This is a genomic window from Rhizobium mesoamericanum STM3625 (assembly GCF_000312665.1).
Lineage (GTDB): Bacteria > Pseudomonadota > Alphaproteobacteria > Rhizobiales > Rhizobiaceae > Rhizobium > Rhizobium mesoamericanum.
Window position 1 is genome coordinate 3,053,045 of record NZ_HF536772.1, and the last position, 17,701, is coordinate 3,070,745.

General features: G+C 58.1%; 18 protein-coding genes and 1 pseudogene. 12 read left to right on the forward strand and 7 right to left on the reverse strand.

Annotation, left to right across the window (positions count from 1 at the left end; all coding sequences use genetic code 11):
* Both BN77_RS34390 and BN77_RS34830 read left to right on the forward strand, forming a co-directional pair.
* A partial coding sequence (locus BN77_RS34390) for a hypothetical protein (protein WP_208856439.1) occupies positions 1 to 182 on the forward strand: 182 nt, incomplete at its 5' end.
* A gap of 20 nt (positions 183 to 202) precedes the next feature.
* Positions 203 to 406: a hypothetical protein gene (locus tag BN77_RS34830; RefSeq protein WP_007533296.1), complete on the forward strand. Its 204-nt coding sequence runs from the start codon at positions 203 to 205 to the stop codon at positions 404 to 406.
* A 244-nt stretch (positions 407 to 650) separates the two neighbouring features.
* Here the strand turns inward: BN77_RS34830 and BN77_RS32175 are convergent.
* Positions 651 to 869: pseudogene (locus tag BN77_RS32175) on the reverse strand (isopentenyl transferase family protein); the annotation flags it as partial.
* Positions 870 to 1,279: 410 nt separating this feature from the next.
* On the opposite strand from BN77_RS32175, the gene BN77_RS15035 reads away from it, so the two are divergent.
* The 4 genes from BN77_RS15035 (at position 1,280) to BN77_RS15045 (ending at position 3,196) form a co-directional block, all read left to right on the forward strand.
* The gene (locus BN77_RS15035; protein ID WP_007533302.1) at positions 1,280 to 1,615 is read left to right on the forward strand and encodes a hypothetical protein; all 336 of its coding nucleotides are present in this window, start codon (positions 1,280 to 1,282) and stop codon (positions 1,613 to 1,615) included.
* A gap of 100 nt (positions 1,616 to 1,715) precedes the next feature.
* A complete protein-coding gene (locus tag BN77_RS33505) occupies positions 1,716 to 1,877 on the forward strand; it encodes a hypothetical protein (protein WP_157224455.1) in 162 nt (53 codons plus the stop codon).
* 404 nt (positions 1,878 to 2,281) lie between these two features.
* Positions 2,282 to 2,431, forward strand: a complete 150-nt coding sequence (locus BN77_RS33510) for a hypothetical protein (RefSeq protein WP_157224456.1) — start codon at positions 2,282 to 2,284, stop codon at positions 2,429 to 2,431.
* Between the two features lie 285 nt (positions 2,432 to 2,716).
* On the forward strand, positions 2,717 to 3,196 hold the full coding sequence (locus tag BN77_RS15045; protein ID WP_007533305.1) for a BA14K family protein: 480 nt from the start codon (positions 2,717 to 2,719) through the stop codon (positions 3,194 to 3,196).
* A 762-nt stretch (positions 3,197 to 3,958) separates the two neighbouring features.
* On the opposite strand, the gene BN77_RS15050 is transcribed toward BN77_RS15045, so the two are convergent.
* The 4 genes from BN77_RS15050 to BN77_RS15065 all read right to left on the reverse strand — a co-directional run bounded on the left by BN77_RS15050 (position 3,959) and on the right by BN77_RS15065 (position 8,532).
* Positions 3,959 to 5,158, reverse strand: a complete 1,200-nt coding sequence (locus BN77_RS15050; RefSeq protein WP_007533307.1) for a mandelate racemase/muconate lactonizing enzyme family protein — start codon at positions 5,156 to 5,158, stop codon at positions 3,959 to 3,961.
* A 17-nt stretch (positions 5,159 to 5,175) separates the two neighbouring features.
* Positions 5,176 to 6,537, reverse strand: a complete 1,362-nt coding sequence (locus BN77_RS15055; protein WP_007533309.1) for a mandelate racemase/muconate lactonizing enzyme family protein — start codon at positions 6,535 to 6,537, stop codon at positions 5,176 to 5,178.
* Positions 6,538 to 6,600: 63 nt separating this feature from the next.
* Positions 6,601 to 7,767, reverse strand: a complete 1,167-nt coding sequence (locus tag BN77_RS15060; protein WP_007533312.1) for a mandelate racemase/muconate lactonizing enzyme family protein — start codon at positions 7,765 to 7,767, stop codon at positions 6,601 to 6,603.
* Between the two features lie 54 nt (positions 7,768 to 7,821).
* Positions 7,822 to 8,532: a GntR family transcriptional regulator gene (locus BN77_RS15065; protein ID WP_040677232.1), complete on the reverse strand. Its 711-nt coding sequence runs from the start codon at positions 8,530 to 8,532 to the stop codon at positions 7,822 to 7,824.
* Positions 8,533 to 8,745: 213 nt separating this feature from the next.
* Between BN77_RS15065 and BN77_RS15070 the strand changes: the two genes are divergently transcribed.
* The 6 genes from BN77_RS15070 to BN77_RS15095 all read left to right on the forward strand — a co-directional run bounded on the left by BN77_RS15070 (position 8,746) and on the right by BN77_RS15095 (position 15,220).
* Positions 8,746 to 10,224, forward strand: coding sequence for an ABC transporter substrate-binding protein (locus BN77_RS15070; protein WP_007533316.1), 1,479 nt, complete (start codon positions 8,746 to 8,748; stop codon positions 10,222 to 10,224).
* Positions 10,225 to 10,297: 73 nt separating this feature from the next.
* On the forward strand, positions 10,298 to 11,257 hold the full coding sequence (locus BN77_RS15075) for a carbohydrate ABC transporter permease (protein WP_040677234.1): 960 nt from the start codon (positions 10,298 to 10,300) through the stop codon (positions 11,255 to 11,257).
* Positions 11,254 to 12,144, forward strand: a complete 891-nt coding sequence (locus tag BN77_RS15080; protein WP_007533321.1) for a carbohydrate ABC transporter permease — start codon at positions 11,254 to 11,256, stop codon at positions 12,142 to 12,144. The genes BN77_RS15075 and BN77_RS15080 overlap by 4 nt, the downstream gene beginning before the upstream one ends.
* Positions 12,145 to 12,155: 11 nt before the next feature.
* A complete protein-coding gene (locus BN77_RS15085; RefSeq protein WP_040677237.1) occupies positions 12,156 to 13,253 on the forward strand; it encodes an ABC transporter ATP-binding protein in 1,098 nt (365 codons plus the stop codon).
* Between the two features lie 33 nt (positions 13,254 to 13,286).
* Positions 13,287 to 14,450, forward strand: a complete 1,164-nt coding sequence (locus BN77_RS15090; protein ID WP_007533325.1) for a mandelate racemase/muconate lactonizing enzyme family protein — start codon at positions 13,287 to 13,289, stop codon at positions 14,448 to 14,450.
* Between the two features lie 20 nt (positions 14,451 to 14,470).
* The gene (locus tag BN77_RS15095; protein WP_007533326.1) at positions 14,471 to 15,220 is read left to right on the forward strand and encodes a ribonuclease activity regulator RraA; all 750 of its coding nucleotides are present in this window, start codon (positions 14,471 to 14,473) and stop codon (positions 15,218 to 15,220) included.
* Positions 15,221 to 15,663: 443 nt separating this feature from the next.
* Here the strand turns inward: BN77_RS15095 and BN77_RS15100 are convergent, their stop codons facing one another.
* Together BN77_RS15100 and BN77_RS15105 are read right to left on the reverse strand one after the other, a co-directional pair.
* A complete protein-coding gene (locus BN77_RS15100; protein WP_007533328.1) occupies positions 15,664 to 16,740 on the reverse strand; it encodes a quaternary amine ABC transporter ATP-binding protein in 1,077 nt (358 codons plus the stop codon).
* Positions 16,733 to 17,620, reverse strand: a complete 888-nt coding sequence (locus BN77_RS15105; RefSeq protein ID WP_007533330.1) for an ABC transporter permease — start codon at positions 17,618 to 17,620, stop codon at positions 16,733 to 16,735. The genes BN77_RS15100 and BN77_RS15105 overlap by 8 nt, the downstream gene beginning before the upstream one ends.
* Positions 17,621 to 17,701 lie beyond the last annotated feature (81 nt).

The window sequence follows — 17,701 nt, forward strand, 5'->3', positions numbered from 1 at the left end:
TTTCCCGAAACAGATTCAAGTTTGAAAAAATCCGCTGGACGTCCGGCATAGCCACCGGAGCGCGGCGGCCGGAATCCGTCCGAAAACCACCCGATTCGTCACCGGCTCGTCGTGGTGCGGCTTCCGCCGCGCTGCACCAGCTGTTTGACAGCAACCCTCCGGTGACTACAATCATTGATTGACGAAATATGGAAGCTCACCAGTGGAAAGCCAGGTGCTCAAGGACTACCTTATCTTTCTCGGGCCCGCGGTTGCCATTCCGCTGGGCTTATACCTCACTGATCAGACCTCTTCGCCGACCAGTCTCTTCAAGCTCGGCTTGCTGTTTCCGCTCTTTTTGCTGGCGATGAAGGGACTGGCGGGTTTCTTTCCCTCCGACAACCTGCGGGAACGCTCCGTACCCTGAATAGCTGAATACGCTATCCTCCGGGGCTTGGTTTTCGCAGCATTTATGTCGATGTCCGGCGGCTTCATGCAACCTGAGTTGCAGTCGAGCTTCCTTTCGACATTGTGTCAGTTTGCCTTCGCTGCTGTACCGGTGTCCGCGTTCCACTATGTATCGGCGGTGAACGCACAAAAGAAGCTGCGTGCCTCCGCTGACCTTTGAGGGAGCGGGCATCCTCCTCAACGTGGCGGACAATTCGGAAAGTCCGGACCTTGTCGACAGGCCAAAACCAGTGCGCATATCCCCAAAACGATGCGGTCCTCGCCTTCGGGTGGTCCTGACAGTGCCTTGCCTGTTTCGGGTCGCCGACACAGAAGACCCGGTCACCGTGGACGACATGGTAACCACGCCGCTCCAGTTCCGTAGCGACAGACGTTTTTCCAGCGCCGGAACCGCCTTCGATCAGATACTTCTTGATTCTCATAGGCGCTGTCTATCATGTCATTCAATCAATTCGGCGAGAAGAGAACTATGCCTGGACCGCTTCAACTGATCGGGGCAGCAATCGGTCTTTCGGATTTGCGGCGCATGTCTGGCTATTACGCGCCACCATGGCGACCGTAGAGACCGCGGTGGCCTCTTCCGAAAGGAGACGTCGCTAATCCACGATTTCAGGGCATCGATGCGCAAAAGGAGCCTTTAAGCGGGTATCTAAGCGGTGTCTCGGTCTACAAGGGCAGCACCAAGAGTATCGCCGAGATTGCGGATGAACTTGGAGCCGGGACGATATTTGAAGGCAGTGTGCGGCGAGTTGGCGATGAAGTCCGTATCACTACGCAACGCATCGACAGCGCCTCACAGGCCCATTTATGGGCTGAGAGCTACGATCGCCCGATGCACGAGATATTCACCGTGCAGAGCGATGTAGCACAGAAGGTGGCGAAAGCACTGGAGGTCACGTTACTCGCCCCTGTAAAGCAGCGCGTCGAGCGCGCGGCGACGAGCGACCCCGTGGCGCACGATTACTACCTGAAGGCGCGGCGAGATCACTACAATTATACCGCCGAGGGTTTTGCGCAGGCGATTGCCGGCTACGAGGCCGCCGCGCGTCGCGACCCTGCCTACGCGATGGCCTATGTCGGTCTTGCCCAGGTGTGGGTCGACGCTCTGTGTAATGCCCGTTTCGTTGAGCGAGGCCGCTGCCCTTGCGGGGGAGATACGTGCCGCTGAGATCGATCCACTGAACAGCGCTATTGTTGGCGACGTTGGGTTCATACTCTTCCGCGCAGGCCGTCAGGATGCGATTGAGACGCTAAATCGTGTGATTCAAATGGCTCCCGACCTGGACAACGCTTTCCTATGGCTCGAGCGCGCCTACGAAGATCACGACTTTCAACTAGCCTTCCTGCAGGGGCACGAATTCGAGCAGTTGAAAGCCGACTCGCGCTATAAGGCCATGCAAACCAAGCTCGGCTTTCCACCTCGCTCTTGACCGGTCCGTCTCCTTTCCATCACTCCATCGGCGTTCTTCGCCTGGATCGCCGCGATTGTCCGAGGCATCGGCTTTTGAGCCCGCGGCTACCGAATTTTGGGGTCAGGCGCCCAAGCAGAACTCGCGACGTATCCCTTTCCGCATTCGGCGCTTCTCGACAGCGCCTCGATCACTGCCCCGGAGACGCGATCCGCGCGATTGCCAAGCTCGAAGACCCGGATACCGTGAAGGCGAGGGCTGCCACAGAAGCCGAGATTGCCAAGGCGGAGGACGCGAACGCGGTCAGCCTCAGTCGAAGATTACTGTTGCAACTCGTCCCTCGGTCAAAGAACCGGCCGTATTCCTTCCGGAGCCAGGCGGACGAGTTGGCTGTCGCAATTTCTGAGCAAAGAGGAGAACAACGAATGAATACAGAAGTTGGAAGCGCAGAAACCGACAAAGTGCTCCATTCCCGAGCGCCATCGGACCAGCCTCAAGTGGCGGTGAACTTCGCCGCCTCGATGACGGGCGATGGCGTCTTCGCGTCAGAAGCTGGCACGGCCTTCACTGGATGAGATCGATGAACCAGGGGCCTGCCGAGCACGAAAGCTTTTTCACTCTGATGGGCGCTAAAGCCTTTCTGCGGAAGGCCCGTCATCATGGCTTGAAAACCGAGTTCATCGGCCGGCAGTAGCCTTAAAGAAAACCTGATGCAGCCTAACGACAACGAGATCATTATCGGCGCACCTCAAAGCTCCAACTGTCAGGAACCAGGAACGTATTTCGACATATTGCGTTCACCTTTAGTTCAGGCGGATGGGAGGATATTTCCTCCACGTCAATAGCAGAGGAGAGCCGTCATGAAAAAGCTGGCGGTCGTCGCATTTGGTTTGATCATAGGTGTTCCCGGCGTCACGCCAGCCCAGGCGTTTCCCGCAATCAATCCACCAAGGATCGAAGGAGGGCAGCAGATAGAGCAGGTGCAGTGGCATCACGGAGGGGACGGCCATTGGGATGGTGACCACTACGGCGACTATCACCATCACCATCACCATGGATCGAACTGGGGCTTGGCTTTGGGTGGCCTGGCTTTAGGTGCGATCATTGGCGGCGCATTGTCCCAGCCCTATTACGGATCCTACTATGGCTCGTATTACGGCGCTCCCTACCGCTATTACGGCCGGCCCTACGGCTATTATCGGCCGTATCGTCACCCCTATTATGCCGGGATCAGCGCCCACGAGCGTTGGTGCTATGCGCGCTATGGTTCGTACAGGGCGTTCGATAATACGTTCCAGCCCTATTACGGCCCCCGTCGCCAATGCTTGGGCCCCTATTGATACACGGCACTACCCGGTGGCACCTTCCCGCGACTGGGCTATCTTCAAACGGCTGCAACATCCTGCAAAGCGGCGATAGGGGGCGTCAACAGCAACATCTCCTTCCTGCGCCGGTCGATGGATGCGATGCGCCAGAAGGGCAGCCCACACTGGCAGGGTCGGGCCGCGAGGGTTACGATGTCGGAGATTTCTCTTCCGGCCCCACATCAGTCTTTCGGTTCAAGAAAAGGTGGACTCAGCCCGTTGAGCGAAGTGGAAATGATTTCCGCTTCGCTGTCTCATTGACGTGAAATGTACAAGTCTCGGTGGACTCAGGCCCTGGCCGGCATCGCCTTGTCGCGCTGGAAGGAAACACCCGCTACATGGGATTGCGCTGGCAACTCGCCGACGTGCTGCGGACGGTCACGCCCCGCGTCGGAGAACCTCTGTGGCTACTGGCACGACCAGATCTGGACCGAGAAGTCCAACGCGCACTGACGGTTTCACCAGGATGCTATTGCCGGTTTCACCGCACCACTATTGACACTTTCACCGCAACTCTATTGCAACTTTCTCCATATCACCTTGCTGAGGAAATGAAGCGACCGTCATGGACGAGGTCTGCGCCAAGGGGTATTCCATTGTGACTGTCAAATCTGCAGGCTCAATCATCTGATCTGATCGCCTTCGTTTCGCCGACCCCGCTTGTATGGCGCATGACCCGAAGCGTCATTCCAGAGAGTATTTGCGTGGATGATTCACGTCGCGCAGGTGGAGAGAGGTTCAGTCGAAGAAGCCCATATCCTCTTCCCTGAGATATCTCCTGGCCGCTTCGGAGTCGATATCAACGCCCAGCCCCGGCGCTTCCAGCAGGTCCACCATGCTGTCCTTTACGATCTGCGGCGGCAAGCCGATTACCAGCTCCTCCCACCAGGGGTCGGAGGCGGTCGGATATTCGAACGCGATGAAATTTGCCGGCAACGTGGCGCAGACATTAATCAACGCCCCGAGGCCAAGCAGGCCGTTGGCAGTGCCGTGCGGTGCCATTCCGATCGAGTGCATGTAGGCGTGCTCGGCGACCCATTTGAGCTCGGCAATGCCGCCAACATCGGCTGGATCGGGGCCGATAACGCGTACCGCCTGCGTCTCGATAAGCTCCTTAAAATTGTGCCGCAGGTAAATCTGCTCACCAGTGTGGATTGGCGTCGAGGTGGAGGTTGTCAGTTCCCGATAGGCCTGCGGATTGACCCACGGCACGTAGTCGCCGGTCAGCATGTCCTCGAGCCACATCAAATTGTACTTCTCGACTGCGCGGGCGAACTTAATCGCATCGGACAGCATCCAGCCGGGGCCGCAGTCGAGCGCCAGGCTGACCTTGTCGCCCAGCACTTCCTTCATCGCGATCACGCAGTCTAGCATGTGATTGAAACCGCGCTCGCTGATTATGCCCTGATCCATGGCACCGTGATAGCCGGCCTTCTTTTGCGTTACGCCGTAGTGGAAGCCCGCTACGGTGTCTTTCATGTTCGAGTGGAACGAGATTCCTTGCTTGATCATGAAGAAATTCTGAGGCTGCTCCATCATCCATTTGACGTCAGCGGCGTAATCTTCCGGCCGGTCGCCCATGCGTTTCTGGCGAATCGAACCGTTGTAGACGCGCACCTTGTCCCGTACCTTTCCGCCAAGCAGTTTATAGGTCGGCACGCCCGCGGCCTTGCCAGCAATATCCCACAGCGCATGCTCAATTGCGCTCACCGCAGCGCCGTAGGGCTTGAAAGAGCCCCGTTGGCGAATCTTCAGCATTACTCTCTCGACATCGGTCGGGTCCTCGCCGACCAGCGCCTCGCGGAAATGCAGAACCCAGGGCTTGAGGTAGGACTTGGTGAATTCGACTTCGCCCAAGCCATAGAGGCCCTCGTCCGTAATGATGCGAACGACCGGGTGCTTGCCGATGACGGCGCAGCGGAGATCGGTGATCTTCAACTTCGTTCCTTTTCGGCTCAGCTCCAGGTGCGATCCCAGGAATACTCGTCGTCCCAGTGATGCGTAGGCTGCCAAATGGCGGTGACACCCGGCTGCAAATGCTGCGAGATCACCTCGTCGACGACGTCTTCAATCCCCAAGCCCGGCTTGTCCGGAACAGTGATGAAGCCGTCCTTCACCACCGGCTTGGGAAGACCGGTGACGATATCATCCCACCAATCGACATCGGCGGAATGATATTCGAGCGCCATGAAGTTTTCGGTCGCCGTCGCGACATGCGCCGCGGCCATCGCGGCGATTGGGCTTTCTGCCATGTGGATAGCCATGGCGACACCATAGTTCTGTGCCATGTCGCCGATTTTCTTGGTCTCGAGGATGCCCCCACTGGTGAGCAGGTCCGGGTGGATGACGGAGACGCCCCCGTTATCAAGCAGAGGCTCGAAGCCCTCCTTGAGGTATATGTCCTCGCCGGTGCAGATCGGCACTGTGGTGGCCTTCTGGAGTTGCCGGTATTGCTCGGTATACTGCCAGGGGATCACATCTTCGAGCCAGGCTGGCACGTATTTTTCAATTCGCCTGGCAAGGCGAACGCCGTTCTGCATCGAGATATGGCCGATATGGTCGATCGCGAGCGGCACATCCATGCCGATGACCTCGCGAACCTCGGCGATGTATTGCTCAAGCAGATCGAGGCCCTTGTCGGAAAAGTGGAGGCCTGTAAACGGGTGCTGGACGTTATGCAAATCATACGCGGCGTTGCGGATACGCCGCTCTTCGATGGTCTTGAGCGGCCCGCGGCCCGGACGTTCGCGGTATCCTTCTAGTGAGCCGGCAGGAAACACGACGGCACCGGGCACATCCGCGATCTGCATCAGTCCCAAATCCATCTTGAGGAAGGTGAAGCCGAGCTCCATGCGTTGCTTGAGGCGCTTACCGGTCTCGGTTCCGCTCGGTACAGTGGCGTCGGTATCGCAATAGACGCGCACTTTCTCCCGAAAACGGCCGCCGAGCATCTGGTAGATGGGGACACCATAGACCTTGCCGGCGAGATCCCACAATGCGATTTCAACCGCCGATACGCCGCCACCTTGCCTGCCGTGCCCACCGAACTGCTTGATCCGGCGAAACAGTCGATCGATGTTGCAGGGGTTCTCGCCAAGCAACCGGCTCTTCAGCATCAGCGCGTAGGTCGCGCTGGCACCGTCGCGCACCTCGCCAAGACCGACGATACCCTGGTTGGTGTAGATCTTAAGCAGCACGGAGCTGAACGGCGCGCCGACAATTTCGGCTACCCGCATGTCGGTGATGCGAAGGTCGGACGGCTTGGAATGCGTGTTCACCCGATTGAGCGCCTCGTCGGCTCCATCTGCCTCTGGCATGATATATATCCTCGTTTCGGTCGGGGGCTCGTCGCCGTGCACGTGGGGCGGCGTAGGGTATGGCTAGTCCAGCTCTATCTCGTGGTTTTGAAGGTAGTCGCGGTTCATCTCAACGCCGAGACCAGGCTTGGCTGTAAGTTTGAGGCTGCCGTTCGAGACATCGAGTGGTCTGTCGATGAGGTGATCGTATTTGCCGAGGTTCCACTCCGACGTTTCGAGTTTGTAGAAGTTAGGAACGGTCATCATCACTTGCGCTCCTGCAACCACGTTGATTGGCCCTGCGGCGTCATGCGGCGAGACCGGGATGTAGTAGGCTTCGCACAGGGCGGATATCTTCTTGAGCTCAGTAATGCCGCCGGTCCAGGTGACGTCCGGCATGATGTAGTCAGCGAGCTTGTTTTCGAGCACCGGCACAAAATCCCACTTCGTATGGCCGCGCTCGCCCCACGAGATAGCGGCGCTCACTTTCTCACGGACCTGTCTGAGAGCGTTGAGGCTCTCCGGTGGACAGGGCTCCTCGAACCAGTCGATCTGACCAGCCTCCTCGAGGCTTCGACAAAGGCGAATGGCGGTGGGAACGTCGAACCGGCCGTGCGCATCGATTAGGATGTCGACATCAGATCCCGCCGTTTCGCGGATCAGAGCCGTGAGTTCGGCGGCTTCACGCTCATCCTTGCGGGTCATGCGACCATCGAGGTAGCCATCCAGCAGTTCGCGAGGCTGTCCACCGGCGGTGCGGCCTTGGTAGGGAAAAGGATCAAACTTGAACGCAGTGTGCCCGGACTCGACGATGTCTTGAACTTCGCGAACCACACCCTCTTTGCTACTAAACTTGACCTGGTCGGGATGGGTGTAGAGCGCGATTTCATCGCGTACCGGTCCGCCCAACAGCTCGTAGATCGGTTTACCAAGAACTTTGCCTCGAATGTCCCACAGGGCGATGTCGATGGCGCTCACGCATTCGACTGCGGCGCCGCGGCTGCCCATGTACGTGAAGCTGCGGAATATCTTGTGCCACAGATACTCAATACGGGCCGGGTCCTCGCCTGTCAGAGCGGCGCCGATCTGCCGTAGGATCGTGCAGAGGGCGCGATTGGCAAGCCTTGTCGTGGTGGTGATCTCACCCCAGCCGCTCACCCCCTCGTCGGTTGTCACTTCGACGAACAGATACTCTCCCCAATAAGATGCATCGGACTTGATTAGCCACGGCCGGACGCTGGTGATTTTCATCTCAACTGCCCTTATCTGAAGTGGTCGGGAAAACGATATTCCAGGCGATCTATTCTATCCTGCCCGAGCGGCGCTACGCGCACGCATGTGTTCGAGGATGTGACGACCGGAGCCCTCGACATGGCGTGCAATGAGTTCGGCCGCCTCGTCCGCATTTCCCGCTTTCACAAGCGCGATGAGCTCGCGGTGCTCGCTAAGGATCGCGGCACGCCGAGCGAGCGTGAAGTTGAAACGTCGGCTCACGGCCCGAAGCACTTCGCGATGCTTCCACCAAAGCTCGGCGGCATGGCGGTTGTAGTGCCTTTGGTACATAACGGTGTGAAAGGCGGTGTCCAGCTCGCTGTGCCTGAACGTGTCGGCGAAGTTGTTCTCTTCAATCAGGCTTTGGATACGTTCGAGTTCGGCAATGTCCTCGACGGTGGCCATATTCACGAACCATCGCGTCAGTGCCGGCTCGATCAGGACTCCTATCTCATAAATGTCCCGAACAAAATCCTGATCTATGGGCCGCACGCGCGCTCCGCGGTTGGGAACGAAGGTGACAAAGCCCTCTCCGCGCAAAAGTTGCAGAGCCTCGCGCACGGGATTGGTCGAGGTGCCGTGGCGCCTGGCGAGATCGGTAACCACCAGCCGTTCGTTGGCAGCAAGTCGCCCTTCGATGATGTCTTCCCTGATCAGTTGATAAAGCGAGGCGCCCTCGCTGGAGGCCCCCATCGCATCGATCCCTTTGGGTGGTTGTGCTTTAAAATTGCTTATCTCCGCCAAGGCAGCCCCCAAGTTCAATACACCGATTGATCGATTATCACGCGAATGTTCTATAAACAATGTACGATTTATCATGTTGACAGGAAATCTACGATCTGAAAATGTATGATAAGCTCGTATGGATACATTTGGCTGAAAGCGTCCCGCGGCTGACGAGCGAAGAAAAAGCTCGCCTCGAAGCAGAGCTCATGGGAGAGAACCTGGAGGATACCTATGACGAGGATTTCACTCGGCAGTGCCGTCCTGCGCAGCGCTGTCTCCACTGCTTTGATGGTATCGTTAATGTCCGCGTCTGCGCTGGGTGCGCCCGTCGACTTGAGCAAGTGGTCGCCGCAATATGTGCGCTCCATTGCCGGCACACAGAATTTTGACACGGCGGCCGATTGCGCCAAGGTCACCCCACTCGACTATAAGGGGCGACTGACTTTCTGGTATCAGGGCGTGTTCGAAGGCGACCCCGACCTCCTGCGTCAGTATTACAAAGAGTTCTTCGAGACCTTCCGCAAAACCTATCCAAACATCCAGCTTGAGGAACAAGCACTCACGTACAACGACCTGCTGGACAAGTTCCGGACAGCGCTGCTTGGCAATGCAGCGCCCATGGCGGTCCGCTTGCAAATCCTCGGCGGCACCGAGTTCGCCTCAAAGGGATATTTGCAGCCGCTCAAGCCCGAGGATGTAGGATATTCGACCGAGGATTTCTGGCCCGGCGCTATGAAGGCCGTGACCTGGGAGGGCGTGACCTACGGCATTCCGACCAACAACGAAACGATGGCGTTTATCTGGAACGCCGACATCTTTAAACGTGCAGGCCTTGATCCCGACAAGGCTCCGGCAACCTGGGACGACGTTGTCAAGTATTCCAAGCAGATCCACGACAAGCTCGGCATTGCCGGTTACGGGCTCGTGGCTCGCAAGAATGCCGGCAATACGCCATACCGCTTCATGCCGCAGCTTTGGGCCTATGGCGGCGGCGTCTTCGACGAGGCTACCGCCAACCCGACCTATAAGCAGGTCGAGCTCAATAGCCCGCAGAGCAAGGCGGCATTGCAAGCCTCCTACGATATGTATGTTCGCGACAAGTCGGTTCCGGTTTCGGCACTCACCAACCAGCAGGCCGATAATCAGCCCCTCTTCCTCGCTGGCCAACTCGGGATGATGATCTCGCACCCGTCCGACTACAACGTCATGCTCGACCTGCAGAAAAAAGCGACGGATACCGACAAAGTCAAGGCGCAGACCGTAATCGACAACATGCGCTACGGCCTGATACCGACTGGCCCCGACGGCAAGCGTGCCGTCGTGTTTGGCGGCTCCAACATTCACATCCTGAAGCCTGAATATGTCGAAGGCGGCAAGGTAGACGAGCCGGCTGCAAAGGCTATCATTTGTATGTGGACGAGCCCCGAATGGTCGTTGAAGATGGCCTATGCCGGCTCGAACCCGGGAAACCTTAATGGCTTCAAGACCAAATGGATGAAGGAACGTCTGGACAACATCAAGTTCCTTGATGTCACGACCTCGATGCTGCCGTACGGCATCCCGTTCCCGGCGTTGCCACAGTCCCCCGAGATCATGAATATCATCATCCCGGACATGCTGCAGAACGCCTTGACCGGAGCCATGACCGTCGACCAAGCAGCGGACGACGCAGCCAAGAAGGTAAAAGTCCTGATGGACGGCGGACTCTAGTCCAAGCCTGACGATCTTACCGGCTGTGCCTCGATTGCAGCCGGTTTGTTCCGAAGAATAAGGGCACCGGACAGTGACGATGTTGACTGCAAAGGCCGAGGCTCGCCGAAGACTGCAACCTGATAAGTCGGGCCTGTTGCGACGGATTTGGGAGCATCGCGCTGACTATGCGTATGTGCTTCCTGCGATTGCCGTGATGCTCATCGTCATAGCCTACCCTATCTACTACACGATCGAGCTGTCGTTCTTTAATACGCCGCCTGGCCTGCAACTCCGGGACAGGATTTTCATCGGCCTCGACAACTATATCGCCATCCTCACGAGTCCAGTGTTCTGGAAGGTCACCTCGAACACTCTTATCTGGACACTGGGTTCCACTTTCATCTCGTTTGTCTTGGGGTTTGCCAGCGCCCTGGCGCTCCATCGTGACTTTGTCGGCCGGGGCATCCTGCGCGCCGTCCTAATCATTCCCTGGGTCATTAGCGCGGTCGCCGCGTCCTATATCTGGAAGTGGATCTACCACTCGGATTTTGGGATCGTTGGCGCGGTGCTGGTCGGCCTAGGATTGGCGGACCGGCCGCCGAATTTCATCGACAGCGTCAGCACAGTGCTGCCCTCGCTGATCGTCGTCAATATTTGGCGAGAGTTTCCGTTTGCCATGATCATGATGATGGCTGGCCTGCAGACGGTTCCAGACCAGTTGCTGCGCGCTGCAAAAGTCGACGGCGCCAATGCATGGCAGCGGTTCTGGCACGTCACCTTTCCACACCTGAGAAACGTTTCGACGGTGACGATCCTTCTACTGGCAGTGGCCAACTTCAATTCTTTCATCATACCCTGGATCATGACCGGAGGCGGGCCGTCGAATGCATCGCATATCTGGATCACGCACATTTACGAACTCGCCTTCGGCCGCCAGCGCTGGGGGGTGGCATCGGCCTATTCGGTGCTACTGTTCCTGATCCTGATGGCGCTCGGCTACTTCTACGTCCGTGCGCTGGGCGGCAGCGAGCAGAAGGATGGGAGCGAATGAGCACGATTGCCGAGACTGCTCATCGAAGCCAGGCGCGGCGTCGTATGCGCATCGATGGATGGCGGTGGGGCGGACGCATCTTCCTTGTATTCATGCTGCTTTACACCGCATTACCGATGATCTGGATGCTGATCACGTCGATCAAGTCCGGCTTCGCAGCCATGCAGTTCCCGCCACAATGGTGGCCGGACCAACCCACCCTCGCCAGCTACCAGAAGCTGCTCGATCCGCAAAACAGCGTCGGTCAGGATTTCCTGCGCTTCTTCTGGAACAGCCTTTTCGTCTCCACCGCCACAACCATCCTTTCGGTGATCGTTGCAGTTCCTGCGGCTTACGCGTTTTCGCGCTTCACCTTCCCTGGCCGGACCTTCCTGTTCTTCGCCGTCTTGCTTAGGAACATGTTCCCGGCAGTGATCTTTCTCGTGCCGCTCTTCATTCTGATGCGCGCGATCGGGCTGGTGAACACGCATTGGTCGCTCATCCTCACCTACCTCACATTCGGCCTGCCGCTTGCAATCTGGCTTCTCAAGGGTTTCTACGACAACATCCCGGTGCAACTGGAGCAGGCGGCGCGCATCGACGGGGCAACACGGTTCCAGGCCTTTGTCCTGATCGTGATGCCGCTCTCGACGCCAGGAATCATAGCCACGGCTATCTATTCCTTCATCGGTGCGTGGAACGAGTATATCTACGCCTATACCTTCCTGTCCAAGAACGAGCAGTTGACACTGCCGGTCGGCATCCAGCGCTTCTTCTCGGAAAATACAACGGACTTTCCGGGCCTGATGGCGGCCAGCTTCATGATGAGCGTGCCCGTCGTGGTCCTGTTCCTCGTTCTGCAACGATATTTCGTACGCGCCCTGACGGAAGGCGCAGTCAAGCACTAGGGGAGTTGCCGGTGGCCCACGTGGTCCTCAAAGATCTGGTCAAGACCTACGGAAGCTTCAAAGCTGTCAATAATGTTTCGCTGACGGTCAACGACGGCGAATTCGTTGCGCTCGTCGGCCCTTCGGGCTGCGGCAAGACAACCACGCTCAATCTTGTGGCGGGGCTCATCCCGATCACATCTGGCGACATCGTCATCGGCGACCGGGTGGTCAACGACCTCGACCCCAAGGACCGGGACATTGCTATGGTGTTCCAGAACTACGCGCTCTATCCGCAGAAATCGGTCTACAAAAATCTGGCGTTCCCTCTGCAGATGCGCAAACTGCCACGGGATGAGATCGACAAGAAGGTCAAGGAAGCAGCGCGAGTGCTCGACATGACCCAATTGCTCGAGCGCAAGCCACGCGAACTTTCGGGCGGGCAACAGCAGCGCGTGGCGCTAGGCCGTGCCCTTGTTCGCGATCCCGCGGTATTCCTGATGGATGAACCACTCTCCAATCTCGACGCAAAGCTGCGCGTGCAGATGCGGTCGGAGATCAAGCGTTTCCACCAGGACCTCAAGGCGACGATCATCTATGTGACGCACGACCAGCTCGAAGCAGTAACCATGGCCGACAGGATGGCGGTGATGAACGGCGGCTATCTGCAGCAATACGATTCACCGGCGCAGGTCTTTGCCCATCCGGTGAACATGTTCGTCGCCAGCTTCGTCGGCAGCCCGGCGATGAGCCTTGTTCCGCTGGAGGCATCAACAGCAGGCGGCGACACTGTGTTGACCAGTGCGGAGGGCTGGCGCCTCGAGCTCTCGCCGAACAACGCCCAGAAGATCGCGAGGGCAACAACCAAAAAAGTCGTGCTCGGTGCCCGTCACTCGACGATCAAGCTGCACAAGAGTGCGGTGCCAGGAAGCGTTCCTGCCAAGGCCTACACGGTGGAACCAACCGGAGATGTCACCTTCGTGCAGGCGTTCCTGTCTGGCGCCCTCGTCAACGTCAGCGTGCCGCCGACCATTGCCGTCGCGCCTGACGAGCCGATTTGGCTCGAGTTCGACCAGGAGCGGATGCATCTGTTCGACGGCCAAACAGAAATGGCCCTCAGGGCCAACTGAGACAGAGCCGATGCGTGCGGAACGAGGGCGTGGATGACTATCAAGCTTAAAATCACCGCTATCAAGCCCTATCCAGTATGGGTCGGAACACGCAACCAGATGCTCGTTAAGGTAGAGACCGACAACGGCATCTTCGGATGGGGCGAGAGCGGTTTGAGCGGTCGCGAGAAGGCCGTGGTCGGCACGATCGAGCACTATCGCGAGTTTCTCATTGGCCGCGACCCGATGCAGATCGGTCGGATCTGGCAAGAGGTTTATCGCAGCCAGTACTTCGAAGGCGGGCGCGTTCTGCAGGCAGCGATCTCCGCCATCGACATTGCTCTTCACGACATCAAGGGCAAGGTGCTGGGGGTGCCGGCCTACGAACTCCTGGGCGGCAAGCAGCGCGACCGCATTCCTACCTTCGCCTCCACCGGTGACGAGGCCGAGGGCGATGTTGCGATCGAACGAGCCCGCGAACTACGCGCACAGGGGTGGCAGGCGATCCGCTTCTTCCCTATCGGTCAAAACAGCAAGGATATTTTTGAGCCGCACGAGTCGATCGGCGTTACCGCAAGTATGCTTAACAAGGCGCGCGAGGCGCTTGGCGACGACGTCGTCCTAGGCATCGACTATCACCATCGGCTGTCGGTGGCACAGGCGGCGAGCTTCTGTAATAAACTCGGCCGTGGCACCCTTGATTTCCTCGAGGAACCGATACGAGGCGAGACACCGGAGGCCTACGAATCCCTGCGCAAGATGACCGACATCCCGTTCGCCATCGGCGAGGAATTCGCCAGCAAGTGGCAGTTCCTGCCCTACATCGAGCGCGGCATCCATCAGTTCAACCGGCTGGATGTTTGCAACGTTGGCGGACTCACTGAGGCGATGAAGGTTGCTGGCTGGGGCGAGGCGCATTATGTGGACCTGATGCCGCACAATCCCCTTGGTCCGGTCTGCACGGCCGCCACCATCCATCTCGCCGCAGCGGTGCCGAATTTCGCTTGGCTCGAGACCAGGGCGCCCGAAACAGGGCTGGGCTTCGACAGTTCCGACTTTTTCCCCGTGCAACCACGGCTCGACGGCTCCGACTATCCCGTCAGCGAACTTCCGGGGCTCGGCGTCGAGGTCAACGAAGAGGCGATCAAGGCGCAGAGCTTTCGTTTCTGGGAGGCACCTCACCTGAGGCGCCGCGACGGTTCTGTTACGAACTGGTAGTTTCATCCACGGAGTCCAAAATGACGGATATTCATGACATCACGCGACCGCCCAAAGACCTAATCGCCGCACTGAAGGGTATCGGCGCCGCGACGGTTGCTGGCACGCTTGGCCACATGGGCTTCCACAATCCTCACATGGTCGGTCCTGTGCCGCAGAATCGCGGGAAGTCGATCGTCGGGCCGGCGCTGACGCTCCAGTTCATGCCGCAGCGGCCGGACCTCTTCACCGAGGGAGAATATGCCGATCCGGAGACACAGTTACACCGACACGTGCTCTATCGCGCGCAAGAGGGCGATGTAGTCGTGGTCGACGCGCGGGCCGACATGAGCTCGGGCGTCTTCGGCGATATGATGTCGACGTATTTCAAAGGCAGAGGCGGCGCTGGTATCGTAATCGACGGGTGCATGCGCGATCGGCCCAATGTCGAGAAGCTAGATCTCCCACTGTGGCTGCGCGGCTGGACGCCCAACTACCATGTGCAAACCAGCATCTATCCCAACGCCGTCAACGTTCCGATTGCCTGCGGCGGTGTCACGGTAATCCCGGGCGACATCATCGTCGCCGACGACGACGGGGTGGTGGTGCTTCCAGTCGCAATGGCCTCGAAGGTAATCGAAGAGTCGCAAAAGCATCACGATTGGGAGGAGTTCTCGCGAGTGAAGCTTATGGAAGGCGGGTCGTTGCAGCGCTATTATCCGCTACATGACGATGCCCGCGCAGAGTACGAAGAGTGGCGCAAAACAAACCGCTTGGAAAAGCGAAGTTAGCCGCTTGATTACCCTCGGGGGCGGGCCGCAACCTTCTGAGATATCGCCGACGTCGACGCAAAAAATAGGGAGACAAATTTCGCCGTGGGGCGTCCGCTTTTCGATCCGGCGACCGGATCCAGCCGCCGAGGTCCTCCGAATATCAGCTTCTGGCAGAGCTGGCGCTAGCGGAAATGATTTCCGCCTCCACGCAATGATTCCAAGTGCAGGTCTGGAGTCTCGCTCCACGGAAAATTGCAGCGTCGGGCGCTTACGGTTTTTTGGGTGTCATAGGTTCTGGAGGGCCGGACAGTGATCATATCGTGGAGAGTGGCGCCGCGCTCTTTGCGGGAGCAGACCTCTTCAAGGATCTCGATAGGCAGGAACATGATCTGCGCTAGGATGAGCACGGAGTTCGCAATGAACTCCGTGCTCCACTAAGGTCGGGCTTTTTGCGGAGAGCCTCACTGGACGAGTGCAATCGCGTCGTCACGTGTTTGAGCAGTATCCGAGTTAACCATCGCAGTCGCAAGCTGGCGAAAGGTGACAACACCGACGGGACGAGATCCTTGACCGATGACAGTCACGTCCCCATCGGGAACCGACGCAAGCATGCGAACCGCCTCCTCGACAGTCGTCGCAGCGTCTACAGTGACGCCGCTAACGGCGGCTCCGGGTCGCGGGGGACTCATGATGGCACCTACCTGAACCACGCGGCCGCGGTTGACCTCCTTCACGAAGTTGGCAACATACTCGTCTGCTGGCCGCAACACGATGTCCTGGCTGCTACCTTGCTGAATGATTTCGCCATCGCGTAGGATAGCGATCTGATCTCCCAGTCTCAGGGCCTCATCAAGATCGTGCGTGATGAAGACGATGGTCTTCTTGATCTCCTGCTGGATGTCGAGCAGTACAGTCTGCATGTCCGTGCGGATCAGCGGGTCGAGCGCGGAGTAGGCCTCATCCATCAAAAGAACGGGCGCGTCGTTCGAAAGGGCACGCGCCAGACCAACGCGCTGCTGCATGCCGCCTGAAAGCTGGTTCGGGTATTTCTCCTCAAAGCCCTTCAGGCCGACTCGCTCCAGCCATCGCATTGCGATGTCGACCGCCTTCGAACGCTCCACTCCCTGGACCTCAAGGCCAAAGAGAGTGTTGTCGAGGACGTTGCGATGCGGCAGTAGCGCGAACTTCTGAAACACCATCGCCGTCTGATGCCTGCGGAATGTGCGAAGCTCGGTCTCGTCCATCTTGACCACGTCCACGCCGCCGACAAGCACTTCGCCGGCGGTTGGGTCGATCAGTCGGTTGATATGACGAATGAGCGTCGACTTCCCCGAACCGGACAGGCCCATGATGACCTGGATGCAGCCCGACGGCATTTCGATATTGATATCACGCAGTCCAAGTACGTGACCGTACTTCCGGTTCAACTCAGACTTCGTCAGTCCGTTCTGAACTGCCTCGATGTGAGATCTCGCGTTCGGACCGAAGATCTTGAAGAGATGGCGGATCCTGATGCCGCCGAAATCGCGGTCAGCCATTAACGATCTCCCGATGCTTCTGGAGCCGTTTGCCGTATGCCTGGCTGACTCTGTCGAAGATGATGGCGATGCCGACGATGGCAAGGCCGTTGAAAATGCCGAGCGTGAAGTACTGATTGGCAATCGCCTTCAGAACCGGCTGTCCAAGCCCTTGGACACCGATCATCGATGCCACCACGACCATCGCCAGCGCCATCATGATCGTCTGGTTGATCCCGGCCATGATGGTTGGCAGGGCAAGCGGCATCTGCACCTTGAAGAGCTTCTGGGAATTCGAAACTCCGAACGCGTCGGCTGCCTCAAGCACGTCCTTGTCCACCAGTCGAATGCCGAGGTCGGTCAATCGGATCATTGGCGGAATTGCATAAATCACGACAGCGATAAGACCGGGAACGCGACCAATTCCAAGCAGCATGACGACTGGGATCAGATAAACGAAACTCGGCATGGTCTGCATCACGTCGAGGATTGGATGTACGACGCGCTGGAACCGATCCGATCGCGCCATTAGAATCCCGATCGGCAACCCGAGCGCGATGGACAGGACCGTGCAGACGAAGATCATCGAGACAGTCCGCATGGTGTCTTCCCACATGCCGAAGTAGCCAATGAGCAACAAGGTCACCAGACAGCCGACTACAATCTTCAGGCTGCGGCCAGCCAGCCACGCGATAATCAGGACCATGAGCGTTATGATCGGCCACGGCGTTTGGGTCATGAACCGGTCGACGGCGATCAAGAAGTGTTGCAGCGGAGAAAAGAAGCTCTCGATGGAATCGCCGTACGCCCTCGTGAAACCTCGAAATCCGTCGTCAATCATCTTCTTGAGGTCGCGAAGACTGTCGTCGTTCATGTGCGGAAATTTGTAAAACCATTCCATTCGGTTCCCCTTTCTCAAAGAGCCGTGACTAGTCTTCTGGCTATCTCCGGCTTTTGAAGCGGCGGCGCGCGTCAAAACGCG